This is a genomic window from Acetobacter cerevisiae (genome assembly GCF_001580535.1).
Classification (GTDB): Bacteria; Pseudomonadota; Alphaproteobacteria; order Acetobacterales; family Acetobacteraceae; genus Acetobacter; species Acetobacter cerevisiae.
In genome coordinates this window covers 14,774-29,866 of the sequence record NZ_LHZA01000137.1, presented here as the reverse complement: position 1 = coordinate 29,866, position 15,093 = coordinate 14,774, and the positions used below count along the sequence as shown (strand labels likewise).

The window sequence follows — 15,093 nt, the reverse complement described above, 5'->3', positions numbered from 1 at the left end:
CACGCAATTGTCTCTTACGCAGGCGGATGCCCGCTTAGCCTGCGGACAGATCCACAAGGCCGATCAGCCCCTCTTCCGTGCCAAATCCCAGCAGGCATCCGTCCGAACTATAGGACAGCGCGCTGATGGCACTCCCCCCGTTCAGGCAGACCGGCAGAACCCGTTGCGATTCCGGTTCGATCATAATGACAGACCCATCCGCAAATCCAGCCGCCAGAATTTCCTGCTCGGGGTTGTACGCCACGCGGGTGCAGAGCGCACCGCCCATTCCCGGCAGTTCCGCAGGGGGTTTGCCCATCGGGCCGCCACCAAAGAACGGCCACAGCACCACAACATCTGCGCCACTGGTGGCCAGCCATTTTCCCGTGCGGGAGAAGGACATGGACTTCACTTTGGTGGGGTAGCCGCTCATGCGGATATTGTGTCCGTCGGACAGTCGCCAGCCGTGCAGGTCATTATCCTGCATGGAGGTGATCAGAGCCTCGCCAGCCGGATGGATTGCAATACCGGTATGGCTGCCCTTCCATTCAAGCGAGCGTACGCTCTCACTTTTAGGCTGCGTATACCACACGGAGGCCCCGTTATAATGGGAGGCCGCAATCCGCTTGCCCTTGGTATCAAACACAATGCCGGTCACGGAGGAGGGGTGCTCCAGCGTTTTCAGCACGGTCTCACCGCGGCCATCGCGCAGTTCGACCTGCTTGCCGGAGGCGCTGGCAATGTAGGCGGCCTTGGCATCCACATGGCTTACGACATGCTCCACCCAGCGACGGGTCTTGCCCAGTTCCTCAATTTCCCCGTGCATGTCCAGACGGCACAGGCGGCCATCATCACCACCGGTCAGAAAGCCGCCGGGGTCTGTATCCGGGGCCAGCGCAAGGGCAGCGCCATCATGCACGGCGTAGGTGGCCCAACTGGCAGGTTCCGCCAGATCGGCCCGGTGGGCGACAATCACGTCCCCTTCCGCCGTGGTAAAGGCAAAGCGCATGTTATCGCGGGAGGCGGCGCAAGCGGTGATGTGGCCTTCAACCGTGCGGGATGCCCCGCGCTTTTCAATCAGGCCGCGGAGTTCGGTAGGAATGCTCATGCGACAGCGCAGCTTTCAAACCCGCGCCGAAGCTGGGGCCGGTTGAGGTTGCGACCAATAAAGACAAGACGGGATTCCCGTTCCTCCCCGTCTTTCCACGGACCAATGTCATTGCCATCCGCCATCATGTGCACGGCCTGAAACGCAAAGCGGTCGGGCTGGCCTTCAAAATTCAGGATGCCTTTGGTGCGGAGGATATCGGCCCCCTTTTCCTGCAGCAGCGCGCCGATCCACATCTGGAAGCGGCCTGCATCCAGCGGCGTTTTGATCGTAAGGGAGACGCTGTTCACGCCTTCCTCATGATGGTGGTGCGTGTTTTCCAGAAAGTCCGGCATGGTGGAGAGCGTGCGCTGGAGGTCAAACCCGCCGACATCCATCACATCCGTCAGCTTCACATTGCCTTTCTGGGCTTTATGCACGGGCGCGAAGGCGTTGATCTTGCGGATGGCGTCTTCCACTTCCTTGAGCTGAGCGTCATCCACAAGATCGGTCTTGTTGAGGATGATGACATCAGCAAAAGCAATCTGCTGGTGGGCTTCCGGGCTTTCCTTCAGCGTTTGCAGGATGTTCAGCGCATCCACCACCGTCACCACGGCGTCCAGCCGGGTTTTGGCGCGAACGTCTTCATCCGCAAAAAAGGTCTGCGCGACCGGGGCGGGGTCTGCCAGGCCGGTGGTTTCAATAATAATGCCGTCGAACTTGTTCCGGCGTTTCATCAGGCTGCCGAGAATACGGATCAGATCTCCGCGCACGGTGCAGCAGATGCAGCCGTTGTTCATTTCGAACACTTCTTCATCCGCATCGACAACCAGATCGTTATCAACGCCAAGCTCACCGAATTCGTTAATGACCACAGCATATTTGCGGCCATGTTCTGCTGTCAGGATGTGGTTGAGCAGCGTGGTTTTTCCGGCACCCAGAAAGCCCGTCAGCACCGTGACGGGTACCAGCGTTTCCGCAGGCTCGGAAGAAAGGGACGCATCAGACATGAAGACAGGCCTCCGTTAAGATTACATTCGTGCCTCTTCATATAGGGAGGCAGAGCGTGGAGGGCCAGAGAGCGCGGGGGAATAAGGCTGAGCCTTTTTTTATATTAGTATTTAAATAAATTAATAAGTATTTAAGGGATATAATTTAAATAACAGAGTCGGTTCAAAAGATTTTTTCTTAAAGAAAGATTAAGATATGACCGACTATGTGAATGATTCGGGCGTTGTCTATTCAGTTGTTCCCAATACCTTTCTGGGGATTGTCACGTCCTATGCCGTCAAAATTACGGATCCGGACGGAAATGTTACCAACCTCGGGAATGTCGGAACCGGGCAGGTTCTGACAAAAGATGGAGGTGCGCTCTCCATTATTTCCATTCTGGGGCTTGGTGGCGGCACATACGTTGTTCCGCCGGGGGTGACAGGGTCGGTCAACACGGTGCTTTCTGCGCTGAGTGGCGTGACAGTGTATGTAGGCGGCACGGCGACTATTAATACAGATATCTCCGCCCTGAGCGGCGTGACGGTGAATGTGGATGGCGGCACGGCCACGCTGGGCAGCAATGTGGTGCTGGGGGCGCTCTCTGGTTCCACCATCAACCTGACCAATGGCGGAACATTCAGCAATGGTGGCGGGTTGATCGGACTTTTGACAGGCTCCACCATCAATTTTGGCACTGGTGGTGGCAATTTTATTGCCAATGCGGGTGGGGCTTTGCTGGACCTGTCTTCCACTACCATCAAGGGGTTTGATACCGCCAAAGACTTTATTTCTTTTGAAAACCTTGCTGCTGCGCCAGCAACCTATTCGATTGCAAACTCCTCCGGCTCTCAGGTCATTACAGTCTTTGATGCCAATAATAAGAAAATTGCAGATGTGACCGTCTCCGGGCAAAATTTTGCGACCGGTAACTATTCTTCCAGCGGCATTGGCCCGCTGACAGTATCGAGCGATGGTACATCCCTGAGCATTGAAGCCGTGGGCTCCGTCTGCTTCCTGTCCGGAACCCTGCTGCGCACGCCGGATGGCGATGTGGCGATTGAAGAGGTGCAGATTGGCGATAGCCTGCTGGCGTTTGAGAACGGCAAGCCTGTTGCGCAGCCGGTGGTATGGGTCGGGTCCCGACGGGCAGAGGTGCGGCCCGGTCTGCCGCTGGATGAAGCCGGCTGGCCGGTGCGCGTGCGGCAGGACGCTCTGGCGGAGGGCGTGCCCAGCAAGGATCTTCTGATAACCCCGGAACATTGCCTGTATCTGGATGGGCAGTTTGTGCCTGCGCGTATGCTGGTGAATGGCGAGACCATTGCTTATGACCAGACTATCTGCACCTACACGTACTATCATGTGGAAACTGCACAGCATGCGGTGATTATGGCGGATGGTACGCTGACGGAAAGCTATCTGGATACGGGTAATCGTCGGGCTTTCCGGCAGGCGGGCACTGTGGTGCGAATTCCCGGGCTGGCGCGCTGCTGGGCGGAGGATGCTGCGGCCCCGCTGATGACGGCGCGCGAGGCTGTAGAGCCGTTGCATCGGCGTCTGGCCCAGCGGGCGGAAACGCTGCGGACGGCGCAAAGTGAGGTGTCCGGCGTGGAGCGGGATGAGGCGGAATTGCTTCCAGATGCCGCAACGCTGACGACTGATCCGGACCTGCATCTTGTAACAGAAGATGGTGCTGTGCTGCGCAAGGCGCGGACGCATAACGGATGCGTGGTCTTTATGGTGCCGCCGCATGTGCGGGCCGTGCGTCTGGTATCCCGCGCCAGTCGTCCGGTGGATACGATCGGCCCGTTTGTAGATGACCGCCGCATGCTGGGCGTTCTGGTCGGGCGTATGATGGTGCAGGAGGGCGCGGCGGAAGCTCGTGCGCTGGAACCTGCGGTGGGCACACTGGCGGGTTCGGGCTGGCACGCGGCGGAAGCCGGGCAGGCAGCACGCTGGACCAATGGCCATGCCGCTCTGGCTCTGGGTGCGCGGCAGCCGGGTGCGCTGGGACTGCTCTCTATTGAGGTGCTGGCCGGTGGGCCGTATCGGGTCAACGCGCAGTCTGCGGCACTTCCCCGCGCGGTGTCCTGACGTCGCCTTGTTCAAAGCGCGTTATGCGGTTCGGTGCAGATATGCCGGACCGCAGACGGCTGATTGAGGCATCTGGAGAGACAACATTCTGCACATCATTTTGTTGCGTTATTGCAATTATTTTTGATAGCCTATCTTTTGTACCTGGAAGACACACCTGCCCCAGAGAGGACTGAAAGGACGAACCATGCGTAGCGTCTGGCCCCGTAAAAAGACTCTGAAGCTGAGTACTTATACTGCCCTGAAAATGGGGACCTGCATTGGCGTCCTCTTTTTTGCCGTCCTGCAGCTTCTGCACGGTCTGGGGGTGACGCACCTCTCCCTGATGGCGCAGGAAATGCTGGTGGGGCTGATTGCCACCTCCGTCGTGGCCGGGCGCTTCCTGCTGGTCCAGTAAACAGGCGGGTTATTCACGGCTGTTTACTGGGTGCGCCCCATGGTGTCGGTCGCCGGGGTGGGTGAGGAGGACGAATTGGGCTGTGGGTCTGCCGTGCGCAGGAAGCGGACGGCCAGCGCGCCATACAGGGCGTGGCTGCACAGGGCGCGGGAGACACCAAACGCCAGAAAGGCGCTGGCCAGCAGGGCAAGGGTGATCTGCTGGTTGTCACACATTTCCATAACAATGACGGTCGCGGTCAGCGGAGCCTGTGTCACCGCGGCAAAATAGGCCACCGTGCCCAGCAGCACCACAGCCCCCGGCGAGGTATGCGGCAGATACTGCGCCACCCAGCCGCCCATGCCGGCCCCGACGGACAGGGACGGGGCAAACAGGCCGCCCGGAATGCCGGAACAGTAGGACACGATGGTGGCCAGAAATTTTAGTACGAAGAAAGAGGCCGGATAATCCCCGGACCCCATGATGATATCGCGCGCCTGCACATAGCCCGTGCCGTAGGTCATGCCGCCGGACAGCAGGCCGATAATGGCCAGAACCAGTCCGCAGAGTGCGGAGAATGAAATGGGATGCCGGGCAATGAACAGGCCCATGCGACCGGGAACGCCGCGGGAGATACGAATAAGCAGGGCAGAAAAGGAGCCACCGCTCAGCCCGCCCAGCACACCGCAGGCCAGCACCGCCAGCCAGCTGACACCCACCGGCACTACGGAACTGGTATGACCGAAATAGGTATAGTTCCCCACCATGGCGATGGCCGTGACACCGGCAATCACCACACAGGTCAGCATGGTGCCGCTGGTGCGCTGTTCGTAGGAATGAGCCAGTTCTTCAATGCCGAAGACAATGCCCGCCAGCGGCGTGTTGAACGCAGCGGCCACCCCGGCTGCGCCCCCGGCTTTGATCAGCGCACGCTGTTTGATGGGGTCATGCACCCCCATAAAGCGCCCGACGGTGTGCATGATGGACGCACCGACCTGCACTGTGGGGCCTTCTCGCCCGATAGAGCCGCCCGAGAGCAGCCCGAGGCAGGTGAGGAAAATTTTGGCCAGCGCGATTTTTAGCGCCAGAACCCTGTCAATAATGCGGAAATCATTCAGATGCATGCAGGCAATGGCCTGCGGAATGCCGCTGCCCTGCGCGCCCCGGAACCATGTGCGCGTCAGCCATGTGGACAGGGCCAGCCCGCCGGGGGTGACAATCAGCATCAGCCAGGGGCTGAGGGCGATAATCTGGTTGCGGAGCCCCGCCGCCTTATCTGCCAGAAAGGCGAAGGTGACGGCGACCACGCCCACCATGACGGCACCGGACCAATAGATCAGCTTCCGCCGCCAGTTAACCGTGCCGGCCTTCGCCTGGTCCCGTAAATGGCGAAGCTGAGCGGACGTGACGGGCACGCTGGCAGACATGGATAATCCTGATTGGCTGAGAAGACGTAAGGCGTTCTAACACGTCTTTACAACGAGGAAAGCATTGTCTGGTTTTATGCGCGCTCTGTATTAATAAAATGCATGTCAGCCCCGAGTAATATGCGCAAAACGGGACGCTGAACGCGGATCTGGCGGGCAAAACCTATCGTAAAACTGAAAACGCGTTAAACAGATTTTCCCGGCGCGGCGGACTCGGTTGCAGGGCGAGGCCAGAACACAATGCCTTCATGCTTGGCCATGTTGTCCGGCTCGACATGGATATGCACCAGCGTATCCCCCATTTTGGTGCGCAGACCGGATTCAATCCGGTCACAGATCTGGTGGGCTTCCTCCACCGTCATGCTGCCGGGCACAACCAGATGGAATTCCAGAAACGTGATGGCGCCCACAATGCGGGTGCGGATGTCATGGGCTTCAATCGCGCCGCGTCCGTTGGTGGCGATAATGTCGCGGATATCATCCAGCGTTTCCGGGGCGGGGGCCTCGTCCATCAGGCCTGCGATGGACTCCCGCATCATCTCCCAGCCCACGCGCAGCACGTTGATGGCAATCAGCCCGGCCAGCACGGCATCCAGCCAGATCCACCCCGTTAGCGGGATCAGCAACATGCCGACCACCAGCCCCACGCCCGTCCAGACATCAGACAGCACATGCTGCCCGCCTGCCTGCAGGGCGGGGGAGCGACGGCTGCGCCCCGCATGCACAAGGGTCAGCCCCCACACCAGATTGACCACTGTGGCGGTCGCGTTGAGCAGAATACCCACATAAGGCGCGCCGGTAGGGTGCGGGTGCAGAAAACCTTCCACGGCCTCGCGCCCGATGACAAAGGCGGTGACCAGCACCAGTGTGCCCTCGGCCACAGCGGAGAGATATTCCGCTTTATAGTGTCCGTATGTGTGGTTGTGGTCTGCCGGACGTTCCGCAACGCTTAGCGCCCACAGCCCCCCTAAGGCTGAGACCACATTGATGATGGTCTCCACCGCATCGGAATACAGCGCCACGCTGCCACTGGTGGCGTAGGCGGCGTATTTCAGCCCCAGTGCAACCAGACTAACGGCCAGACTGCACAGGGCGATGCTTTTGTTACTTTGGGGGAGAGGGAGCTGCATGGGCAGAGCGATACCAGACCTTGACCAAAAACGCAGCCGCTTAAACCGTGTGTGGGTCCACCAGATGGCAGGACGGATGATAGTCCGCACTTTCAATCTGCACGGTGGGGTGCACGATGCCAAAGCGGGTGCGCAGGGTTGCCACCGTGTTTTGCAGCAGCAGGGTCTCTGTCTGGCCGGCAGGCAGGCTGGCCTCACGGACCAGATGCACCGTAAGCGCGGTTTCCGTCGTGCTCATGGGCCAGATGTGCAGGTCATGCAGGTCCGCAACGCCGGGCTGGGTGCGCAGGAAAGTCTCCACACTGTCCCGGTCCACGGAGCGGGGGACGCCATCCAGCGCCATATCCAGTGAATCCCGCAGCAGCGACCATGTGGCCAGCACCACCACAACGGAAATGGCAAGACTGATGGCGGGGTCGATCCATGTCAGGCCGGTCAGCAGTACCAGCCCGCCCGCAATCACCACGGCCAGAGAGGTCACGGCGTCCGACGCCATATGCAGGAAGGCCCCACGAATATTGATGTCGTTTTTCTGGCCGGAGGCAAACAGCAGGGCCGTGCCGCCATTCACCAGAATGCCGATGGCCGCCACAATCATCATGGTCTTGCCGGCCACCGGGGCCGGGTGGAACAGCCGCTCGATGGACTCCCATGCGACCCCGCCCGTCACCAGCATGAGGATGACGGCATTAGCGAGGGCCGCCAGAATGGAAGAGCGTCGCAGCCCATAGGTAAAACGGGCGGAGGGGGATTTGGCGGACAGATGCTGCGCCAGCCATGCCGCCGCCAGTGCCAGAACATCGGAGAGGTTGTGCCCGGCATCCGCCAGCAGGGAGAGCGAGTTGGACAGAATGCCCCACAAGGCCTCTGCTCCCAGATAGACAACGTTCAGCACAATCCCGATGGCAAAGGACCATCCGAACGAGGCCGGGGTATGAACATGTGCGTGCCCGAACCCGTGGTGGTGATGGTCGTGCCCGTCATGATCGTGGTCATGGTCATGGTCATCATGCGCATGGTCTGCGGAAGCGTGAGCGTCGTGCGTATGGGTATGCCCGCAGGACGGGGCCGCCGACTTCTGACCAGCCTCACCGTGGGCGTCATCCTGCGCATGCGTGTGGTCATGCGTCGTGCAGGCGGAATGGTCCGTGTGCGGGCCGGAGGAGGCGGACGGCGGCTGAGACATGTCGGGTCCTTGCGGGTTGGCGGAGGCGTGCCCGTTGCGTCAGAACGCTGTCCGGCATAGGGAAGCCCCTTAACTGTCTATCACATGTGATAAAGGTCGCGCCATGCTCAGACTGACCGAACTGCGGCTTCCGCTGGACCATCCCCCCGAAGCGCTGGAGGAGGCCATCCGGGCGCGCCTTGCGATTGCGCCGGATGCGCTGGAGCATTTTACCGTGTTCCGGCGGGGGCATGATGCACGGCGGCGCAGCGCGATCATGCTGGTCTACACGGTGGATTGCGCCGTGAAGGATGAGGCCGCCGTGCTGGCGCGCTACCGGGCCGAACACCCCAAAGACCCGCATGTGAATATCGCACCCGAGATGGCCTGGCGTCCACCGGTGACGGATGGTGCAGCACTGGCCAGCAAGCCGGGCTATCTGCGTCCCATCGTAATCGGGGCCGGGCCGTGCGGTTTTATGGCCGCCCTCACGCTGGCGCAGATGGGCCTGCGTCCGTTGATTCTGGAACGCGGCAAGGTGGTGCGGGAACGCACGGTGGATACGTTCGCGCTGTGGCGGCAGGGGGTGCTGACGCCGGAGAGCAACGTGCAGTTTGGCGAGGGCGGGGCCGGGACGTTCTCGGACGGCAAGCTCTATAGTCAGGTGCGTGACCCGCGTTTTCTGGGCCGCCGGGTGCTGGAAGAATTTGTGAAGGCCGGTGCCCCGGAAGAAATCCTGTATCTGGCGCACCCGCATATCGGCACGTTCCGGCTCGTTTCCATGGTGGAGCATATCCGCGCCGAAATTGAAGCGGCAGGCGGTGAATATCGCTTTGGAACCCGTGTGGACGGTCTGGTGCAGGATGAAGGCACGGGCCGTATTAAAGGCGTGCGCACGGCAGAGGGCGAGGTGATTGCCGCAGACCATGTGGTGATGGCCGTCGGCCACAGCGCGCGGGACACCTTTACCATGTTGCAACAGGCAGGCGTGCAGATGCAGGCCAAGCCGTTTTCCATTGGTGTGCGGATTGAGCATCCGCAATCCGTGATTGATACGGCGCAGTTTGGCACCAGCGCGGGCAATCCGCTGCTGGGGGCGGCGGAATACCGGCTGGTGCATCATGCCAGCAACGGGCGCGGGGTGTATTCCTTCTGCATGTGCCCCGGGGGCACCGTGGTCGCCGCGACATCCGAAGAAGGGCAGGTGGTCACCAACGGCATGAGCCAGTATTCCCGCGCGGAACGCAACGCCAATTCCGGCATGGTGGTGGATCTGCGCCCCGGTGAAGATTACCCGGATGATCCGCTGGCGGGCATGGCGTTCCAGCGCCACTGGGAACGCAAGGCGTTTGAAGCCGGTGGCCGGTCTTACAAAGCCCCTGCCCAGCGCGTGGGGGATTTTCTGGCGGGTCGTCCGTCCACCACACTCGGCGCGGTGGTGCCGTCCTACAAGCCGGGCGTGACGCCTGCGGATCTGTCCACCTGTTTGCCGGACTTCGCCGTCGCCGCTCTGCGGGAAGCGCTGCCGTTGTTTGACCGCAAGTTGAAAGGCTTTGCGATGGAAGATGCGGTTATGACGGGTGTTGAAACCCGCACCTCCTCCCCGCTGCGCATCCCGCGCGGCGCGGATGGTCAGTCCCTCAGCACCCCCGGCCTGTATCCTGCGGGCGAGGGGGCAGGGTATGCGGGCGGCATTCTCTCAGCCGGAATTGATGGCATCCGTATTGCGGAAGCCGTGGCGATGGATATTTCCGGAAAAACAGTAGACGGGCTGGGGCTTTAACGGCAGGCAGGGGGCGAGGGCACCGCTTTTTAGCGGCCCCCAAATCAGTGATGCAGGGCTGGCCTGCCATATTATTGCCAAATGGTATATTGCAAATAATTCGCATCTTCATGTAAGCGGCTCCTACTTTGTGGGAGAAAGAACGCCGTGTCTCGTACTGCCTGTCTTTTCGTCGTGTTGGGGGTGACCTGCGCCAGCCAGCCTCTTCTGGCCGCTGAACCTGAAAAAAAGGATGCGGCAGGAAAGTCGTCCTCCGTCAAAACATCCTCGCAAAAGCCTGCGGCGAAGTCGGCAGCGCATGCTGCGGCTGCCGAGGCTATCAACGTGCAGGGGCGTCGGCTTTCCACATCTGCATCGTCCGCCACCAAAAGCGATACGCCGCTGATTGAAACGGCCCAGTCTGTTTCCGTCATCACCCGCAATGAGATGAATGTGCGCGGCGTGCTGAGTCTCAATCAGGCGGTGCGCTATACGGCAGGCATCACGCCGGATCTGCGTGGCGGCATTGGCACGCGGTATGACCAGTTCCTTCTCCGTGGTTTTAGTGTTCCCACGTTCCTTGACGGCCTGAAGATGCAGGACAGCCCGACAGGCTATGCGGTGGGGCAGACCGATACGTTCCGGCTTGACCGGGTTGAAATGCTGAAAGGCCCGGCCTCTGCGCTCTATGGCCAGTCCAGCCCCGGCGGTCTTGCAGCACTTTCCAGCAAACTGCCAACTGCGCAGCGCTCTTATGGTGATGTCACCACAACGGGCGGCATGTTTGACCTGTACCGTGTGGATGCCGATGTTGGTGGCTACGCGACTGACAACGGCTCGGTGCGCTATCGTCTGTATGGAACAGTGAACGGCCAGCACACGCAGTTGTCCAAAACGGGCAGCCGGCGTTTTTCCATCAGCCCGTCTTTCAGCTTTGGGGGCGATGGCCCGACCACGCTGACAATTCTGGGCAATTACCAGTATGACCCGGAAAGCGGGACCTATGGCGGTGTGCCGCTGGAAGGCTCCCTCAGGCGCGCGTCCTTCGGCTATCTGCCACGTAACTTCTATGATGGGGACGTCGGCGTTGAGAAATTCAACCGCAAACACGGCTCCTTTACCTATATCTTCTCGCATCGCTTCAATAACGACTGGAGCTTCAACTCCCGCGGGCGTTACGACGATATCAAGGTAGATCAGAGAAGCACCTATGATGCCGGCTATTACAGCAGCCCGGATACGGTGCCGCGTTATGCTTATGGCACCAATGAACACGTGCACAATCTGGCATTTGACAGCCAGTTTAAAGGGCATGTGAACACCGGCCCCCTGCGGCATACATTGATGTTTGGCTACGACTACATGTGGCAGCAGGCAGGGGAACTCTACAGCGAGGGTGATGCGCCGGACCTGAACGTGCTGCATCCCAACTACCACATGTCGTTTCCTGACATGGTTGCGGCGGCCCGGTATAAAGCGGACTCTCACCAGATTGGCGCCTATGGGCAGGACGAAATCCACTGGGGCGGACTGGTGCTGAACGGAAGCCTGCGGAATGACTGGTATCGCTCTCATCAGATCGAGCGTTTTAGCGGGTCCGATACGCGGCAGCGCTCCAGCCAGATTACATGGCGCGCGTCCGGCCTGTATCACTTTGACTTCGGGCTTGCGCCGTACATCAGCTATTCAACATCCTTCCAGCCGCAGTCCGGCCTTGTGTCAGACAATGGCGGCAAGACAATGCGGCAGGCTGACCCCTCCATCGGGAAACAGCTTGAAGGTGGCCTGAAATATCAGATTCCGGGAACACCGGTTCTGCTGACTGCCGCAGGCTTCCATATTGAGCAGACCAATGTTCTCGTCTCTGTCGGCAGCCTGCCGTACAGCGTGCAGAGCGGTAAGGTGCATTCCGACGGGTTTGAGTTTGAAGCGCATGCGGATGTTTACAAAGGGCTGATGGTCACTGCGGCAGTCAGTGTTCAGAAAGTGCATGATGATTCAACCGGCAAACCGCTGATCCAGTCCGGTAAAGGGAATGCCTCACTGTTTGCCTTCTACACCATGCCGTCTGGCCCCATGAAAGGCTTCGGCTTTGGGGGTGGCATGCGCTACACCGCCAAAGCCTATGGGGGCGAGGGCGATAATGGCAGCGTGTGGGTGCCGAACTATGCGCTGTTTGATGGCTCCATCCGGTATGACCTGTCTAACCTCTCCCCCTCGCTGCATGGGTGGACGGCCTCGGCCAGTGTCCGTAACCTGTTTGACAAGCACTTCGTTTCCAACTGTATGGCGTATGCGTCCTACGGTCAGGCATTCTGCTATTACGGGGAACGACGCAACGCACAGGGTAGTATAGGCTTTTCCTGGTGAAATCTGCCGCGGTCATCTTTCTTGCATACGCCGGTGCGGCGCTTCTGAGTTTTTTGACCGCGTATTGTCTGCCGTTATCGCCGGTCAACGCCGTGTTGACCGGCATTTTTGTCGCACTGGTCGGCTGGCCAGTGCTCGCCATGGTCGGCTTTTCTCGCGTGCGCACAGGCTTTCGGGCCGCCATGACGCAAGTGCACGATATGGCGGGCATTTTTACCGGATGGCTGATCTATGTGATCACGCTGTCCGGCACGCTCAGCGTGTTTCGGCCTGAAATCAGCCTCTGGGCACGCCCGGAACTGGGAGTGCGCCCGGTGGACCCGGTCAAGGCGACCGAGGCCGCCATCGGCTGGCTCAGCCGCCATGCCCCGCAGTCCTCTGCATGGTACATCACCCCGGCACGAGCGCGCGCGCCGTTCAGCTGGGCGGCATGGGATCAGAACGGCGCATTTCTGCAACGCGCGCTTGATCCTGTGAGTGGCTCCCCCGACACGATCCGCGATACGTTGGGGGGAGACTTTTTCTATCGGTTCCATTTTGAACTTCAGTTGCCCTACCCGTGGGGGCGTCTGCTTGCCGCGATTGCAGCCCTTGCGCTGGTGTTCGTGCTGCTGACAGGAATTGTTGCGCACAGGCGGATCTTTCTGGATTTCTTTACCTTCAGACCCAAAAAAGGACAGCGCAGCTGGCTGGACGCGCATAATCTGGCGGGGGTTGCAGCGCTCCCGTTCCACCTCACCATTGCGCTGACTGGTGCGGTCACGCTCGGCACGCTGCTGATGCCTTGGGCCGGACTGGCGCATTACCGGGATGCCTCTGCGTTTGAGGCTGCTCTGGCTCCATCCCTGTCCGCCCGCACGCCTACCGGCACGGCAAGCACACTGGCTCCCATTGGTCCGGTTCTGGCGGAAGCGGCCGAGCGTTTGAAAACGGAGGGGATGAATCAGGTCTATGTTTACAACCCGTCCGACAGCGCTGCGACGATCGTCATTATGGGGGATAATAATGACCGGATTGCCTTTGGCACCCATATCCTCCGCTTTGATGGAAAAACGGGAAAACTGCTGGCGGACACGCATGAGCAACGTCCTGTTGTGACGGCCTTTGCCGTACTTTACGGGCTGCATGTTGCGCATTTTGCACCACTTGCCACCCGCTGGTTGTATTTTGGGTCCGGTATTCTGCTTCTTATTGTCACGGGAAGCGGGCTGAGATTATGGATCAGACGCCGCCTGCGCCGAGGAGATAGCATCCGTCTTGTCCTGCTTGACCGCGTTAACGCCGGGATGGTGGCGGGCACGCCTGTTGCCTTCGCCGCATTTTTTCTCGCTAACCGCCTGCTGCCTGTCACGCTGGCTGACCGGGCTACGCGGGAGATACAGGTGGTCTTTGCGGTATGGTTTCTGCTTTTGCTGTTAGCCGTAGTAGTGCCTGCCCGGACAGGTTGGCGGATTTTTGTCGGTCTGGGTGTGGCGGTTTCTGGCTGTATCGTGCTGCTCAGCGCGCCCTGGGCAGATGGTGTGGAGCGTGCTGTGTCTCTCGTCGCACTTTGTCTGGCAGGCTGTTGCGTTCTGGCACTTCGGTCCATGAAGGCGAATCAGAATGGGTTCTGACGGACTTTGTGCAGCCCTGCAATTTTGTGGGGTTTTCCTGATCTCCCTGCACCCTGCAGGCGCAAAATGGACCGGCATCTTGCTGCTGTGCGCCAGCCTGTGTCTGGAAATTATGCGGGCAGACAATGCGGCTTTTGCTGTTGTGTTCTGGGTTTTAGGGCTGGGCTTTGCTGTGATTGTGGCGGCTTTGCTGCGGACTGGGAAAAGGATGGTGGAGACACGGGACGGGGTTTAATGCCCGGTTCTGCTACCGCTCAGCAAACTTCTCCACCAACTCCGCAAACCGCTTCGGCGCGTCAACATGCACCCAATGGCCCGCGCCGCTGATGGTTTCCAGCGTGTAGTGCGGGAACAGGCGGCGCATGGCGGGGTAGTTCTTTGGCTGGATGTAGGGAGAAATCTCACCCCGGATAAACAGGGTCGGGCCATCATACTGTGTGCCCGGTGGCAGTTCCGGCCAGCTCATAATGGTGGGCAGGGCCGTCATGATATCCGCAAGGCCAATGCTCCAGCCGGGATTGTCGCCCAGCCGCATGTTCTGCACCATCATCTGGCGGATCGCTTCACTGGGGATCAGCGGGCGCAGCAGGGCGTCGGCTCCGGCGCGGTCTAAGTGCGGGGGGAAGTCCAGCGTTTCCAGTTCGGCCGGTACGTCCATGCGGGTAAAGCCACCCTCGCCGGGGGCAATGTCCACCACCAGCAGGCTATGCACGCATTCCGGGTGGCGCAGGGCCAGCATCATGGCTGTCTTGCCGCCCATGGAATGGCCCAGCAGCATGGCGGGCAGGGCGTTATGATGTTCCAGCGTTTCCCGCACATCATCCGCCATAATCCGGAAGCTCATGGGGCCGTGGGGGCTGTCCCCGTGGTTGCGTAAGTCCAGCGCCAGGGTGCGGCGGGTGGCGGCCAGCCGGCGCTGCACAAAACCCAGATTGCGGGCCCGGCCAAACAGTCCATGCAGCAGAACAACAGGGGGAAGAGGCGTTGCCTCGGAGGACACGTCGGGGCCCCGTTCAATCACGTTCAGCAGCACGGCGTGTTTTATCCTTTCAAAAACAAGACTCTGGAGAGCTGGTCCGGCGGAACTTTCGCTTATCTTT

General features: G+C 60.1%; 12 protein-coding genes. 6 read left to right on the top strand and 6 right to left on the bottom strand.

What is annotated here, in order from left to right; translation table 11 throughout:
- Nucleotides 1-34: 34 nt before the first annotated feature.
- Both AD928_RS06345 and AD928_RS06340 read right to left on the bottom strand, forming a co-directional pair.
- A complete protein-coding gene (locus tag AD928_RS06345; protein ID WP_062249167.1) occupies nucleotides 35-1,087 on the bottom strand; it encodes a WD40 repeat domain-containing protein in 1,053 nt (350 codons plus the stop codon).
- Nucleotides 1,084-2,076 carry a CobW family GTP-binding protein gene (locus AD928_RS06340; protein ID WP_062249166.1) on the bottom strand — a complete coding sequence of 331 codons (993 nt, stop codon included), beginning with the start codon at nucleotides 2,074-2,076 and terminating at the stop codon, nucleotides 1,084-1,086. Before AD928_RS06340 ends, AD928_RS06345 begins: the two co-directional genes overlap by 4 nt.
- Before the next feature lie 196 nt (nucleotides 2,077-2,272).
- On the opposite strand from AD928_RS06340, the gene AD928_RS06335 reads away from it, so the two are divergent.
- Together AD928_RS06335 and AD928_RS06330 are read left to right on the top strand one after the other, a co-directional pair.
- The gene (locus AD928_RS06335) at nucleotides 2,273-4,150 is read left to right on the top strand and encodes a Hint domain-containing protein (protein ID WP_062249165.1); all 1,878 of its coding nucleotides are present in this window, start codon (nucleotides 2,273-2,275) and stop codon (nucleotides 4,148-4,150) included.
- Nucleotides 4,151-4,337: 187 nt separating this feature from the next.
- Nucleotides 4,338-4,547, top strand: coding sequence for a hypothetical protein (locus tag AD928_RS06330; protein ID WP_062249164.1), 210 nt, complete (start codon nucleotides 4,338-4,340; stop codon nucleotides 4,545-4,547).
- Between the two features lie 23 nt (nucleotides 4,548-4,570).
- Here the strand turns inward: AD928_RS06330 and AD928_RS06325 are convergent, their stop codons facing one another.
- The 3 genes from AD928_RS06325 to AD928_RS06315 form a co-directional block, all read right to left on the bottom strand.
- Nucleotides 4,571-5,953, bottom strand: coding sequence for a chloride channel protein (locus tag AD928_RS06325; RefSeq protein WP_062249163.1), 1,383 nt, complete (start codon nucleotides 5,951-5,953; stop codon nucleotides 4,571-4,573).
- 185 nt (nucleotides 5,954-6,138) lie between these two features.
- The gene (locus AD928_RS06320) at nucleotides 6,139-7,083 is read right to left on the bottom strand and encodes a cation diffusion facilitator family transporter (RefSeq protein ID WP_062249162.1); all 945 of its coding nucleotides are present in this window, start codon (nucleotides 7,081-7,083) and stop codon (nucleotides 6,139-6,141) included.
- A 40-nt stretch (nucleotides 7,084-7,123) separates the two neighbouring features.
- Nucleotides 7,124-8,269, bottom strand: coding sequence for a cation diffusion facilitator family transporter (locus AD928_RS06315; RefSeq protein WP_062249161.1), 1,146 nt, complete (start codon nucleotides 8,267-8,269; stop codon nucleotides 7,124-7,126).
- Nucleotides 8,270-8,372: 103 nt separating this feature from the next.
- Between AD928_RS06315 and AD928_RS06310 the strand changes: the two genes are divergently transcribed.
- The 4 genes from AD928_RS06310 to AD928_RS06295 all read left to right on the top strand — a co-directional run bounded on the left by AD928_RS06310 (nucleotide 8,373) and on the right by AD928_RS06295 (nucleotide 14,228).
- Nucleotides 8,373-10,031 (top strand): NAD(P)/FAD-dependent oxidoreductase, encoded by a 1,659-nt coding sequence (locus AD928_RS06310; RefSeq protein WP_062249160.1) that lies wholly within the window; start codon nucleotides 8,373-8,375, stop codon nucleotides 10,029-10,031.
- A 147-nt stretch (nucleotides 10,032-10,178) separates the two neighbouring features.
- Nucleotides 10,179-12,380, top strand: coding sequence for a TonB-dependent siderophore receptor (locus AD928_RS06305; RefSeq protein WP_062249157.1), 2,202 nt, complete (start codon nucleotides 10,179-10,181; stop codon nucleotides 12,378-12,380).
- A 92-nt stretch (nucleotides 12,381-12,472) separates the two neighbouring features.
- Nucleotides 12,473-13,993 carry a PepSY-associated TM helix domain-containing protein gene (locus AD928_RS06300; RefSeq protein WP_233419979.1) on the top strand — a complete coding sequence of 507 codons (1,521 nt, stop codon included), beginning with the start codon at nucleotides 12,473-12,475 and terminating at the stop codon, nucleotides 13,991-13,993.
- Nucleotides 13,983-14,228 (top strand): hypothetical protein, encoded by a 246-nt coding sequence (locus tag AD928_RS06295; RefSeq protein WP_062249154.1) that lies wholly within the window; start codon nucleotides 13,983-13,985, stop codon nucleotides 14,226-14,228. The genes AD928_RS06300 and AD928_RS06295 overlap by 11 nt, the downstream gene beginning before the upstream one ends.
- 12 nt (nucleotides 14,229-14,240) lie before the next feature.
- On the opposite strand, the gene AD928_RS06290 is transcribed toward AD928_RS06295, so the two are convergent.
- A complete protein-coding gene (locus AD928_RS06290; RefSeq protein WP_062143682.1) occupies nucleotides 14,241-15,026 on the bottom strand; it encodes an alpha/beta fold hydrolase in 786 nt (261 codons plus the stop codon).
- Nucleotides 15,027-15,093: the final 67 nt, after the last annotated feature.

Excerpts from the sequence above, each read along its gene's own strand:
- AD928_RS06330 (WP_062249164.1), top strand. The coding sequence starts at position 4,338 with ATGCGTAGCGTCTGGCCCCGTAAAAAGACTCTGAAGCTGAGTACTTAT.
- AD928_RS06340 (WP_062249166.1), bottom strand. The coding sequence starts at position 2,076 with ATGTCTGATGCGTCCCTTTCTTCCGAGCCTGCGGAAACGCTGGTACCC.
- AD928_RS06310 (WP_062249160.1), top strand. The coding sequence starts at position 8,373 with ATGCTCAGACTGACCGAACTGCGGCTTCCGCTGGACCATCCCCCCGAA.
- AD928_RS06345 (WP_062249167.1), bottom strand. The coding sequence starts at position 1,087 with ATGAGCATTCCTACCGAACTCCGCGGCCTGATTGAAAAGCGCGGGGCA.
- AD928_RS06325 (WP_062249163.1), bottom strand. The coding sequence starts at position 5,953 with ATGTCTGCCAGCGTGCCCGTCACGTCCGCTCAGCTTCGCCATTTACGG.
- AD928_RS06335 (WP_062249165.1), top strand. The coding sequence starts at position 2,273 with ATGACCGACTATGTGAATGATTCGGGCGTTGTCTATTCAGTTGTTCCC.
- AD928_RS06320 (WP_062249162.1), bottom strand. The coding sequence starts at position 7,083 with ATGCAGCTCCCTCTCCCCCAAAGTAACAAAAGCATCGCCCTGTGCAGT.
- AD928_RS06295 (WP_062249154.1), top strand. The coding sequence starts at position 13,983 with ATGGGTTCTGACGGACTTTGTGCAGCCCTGCAATTTTGTGGGGTTTTC.
- AD928_RS06315 (WP_062249161.1), bottom strand. The coding sequence starts at position 8,269 with ATGTCTCAGCCGCCGTCCGCCTCCTCCGGCCCGCACACGGACCATTCC.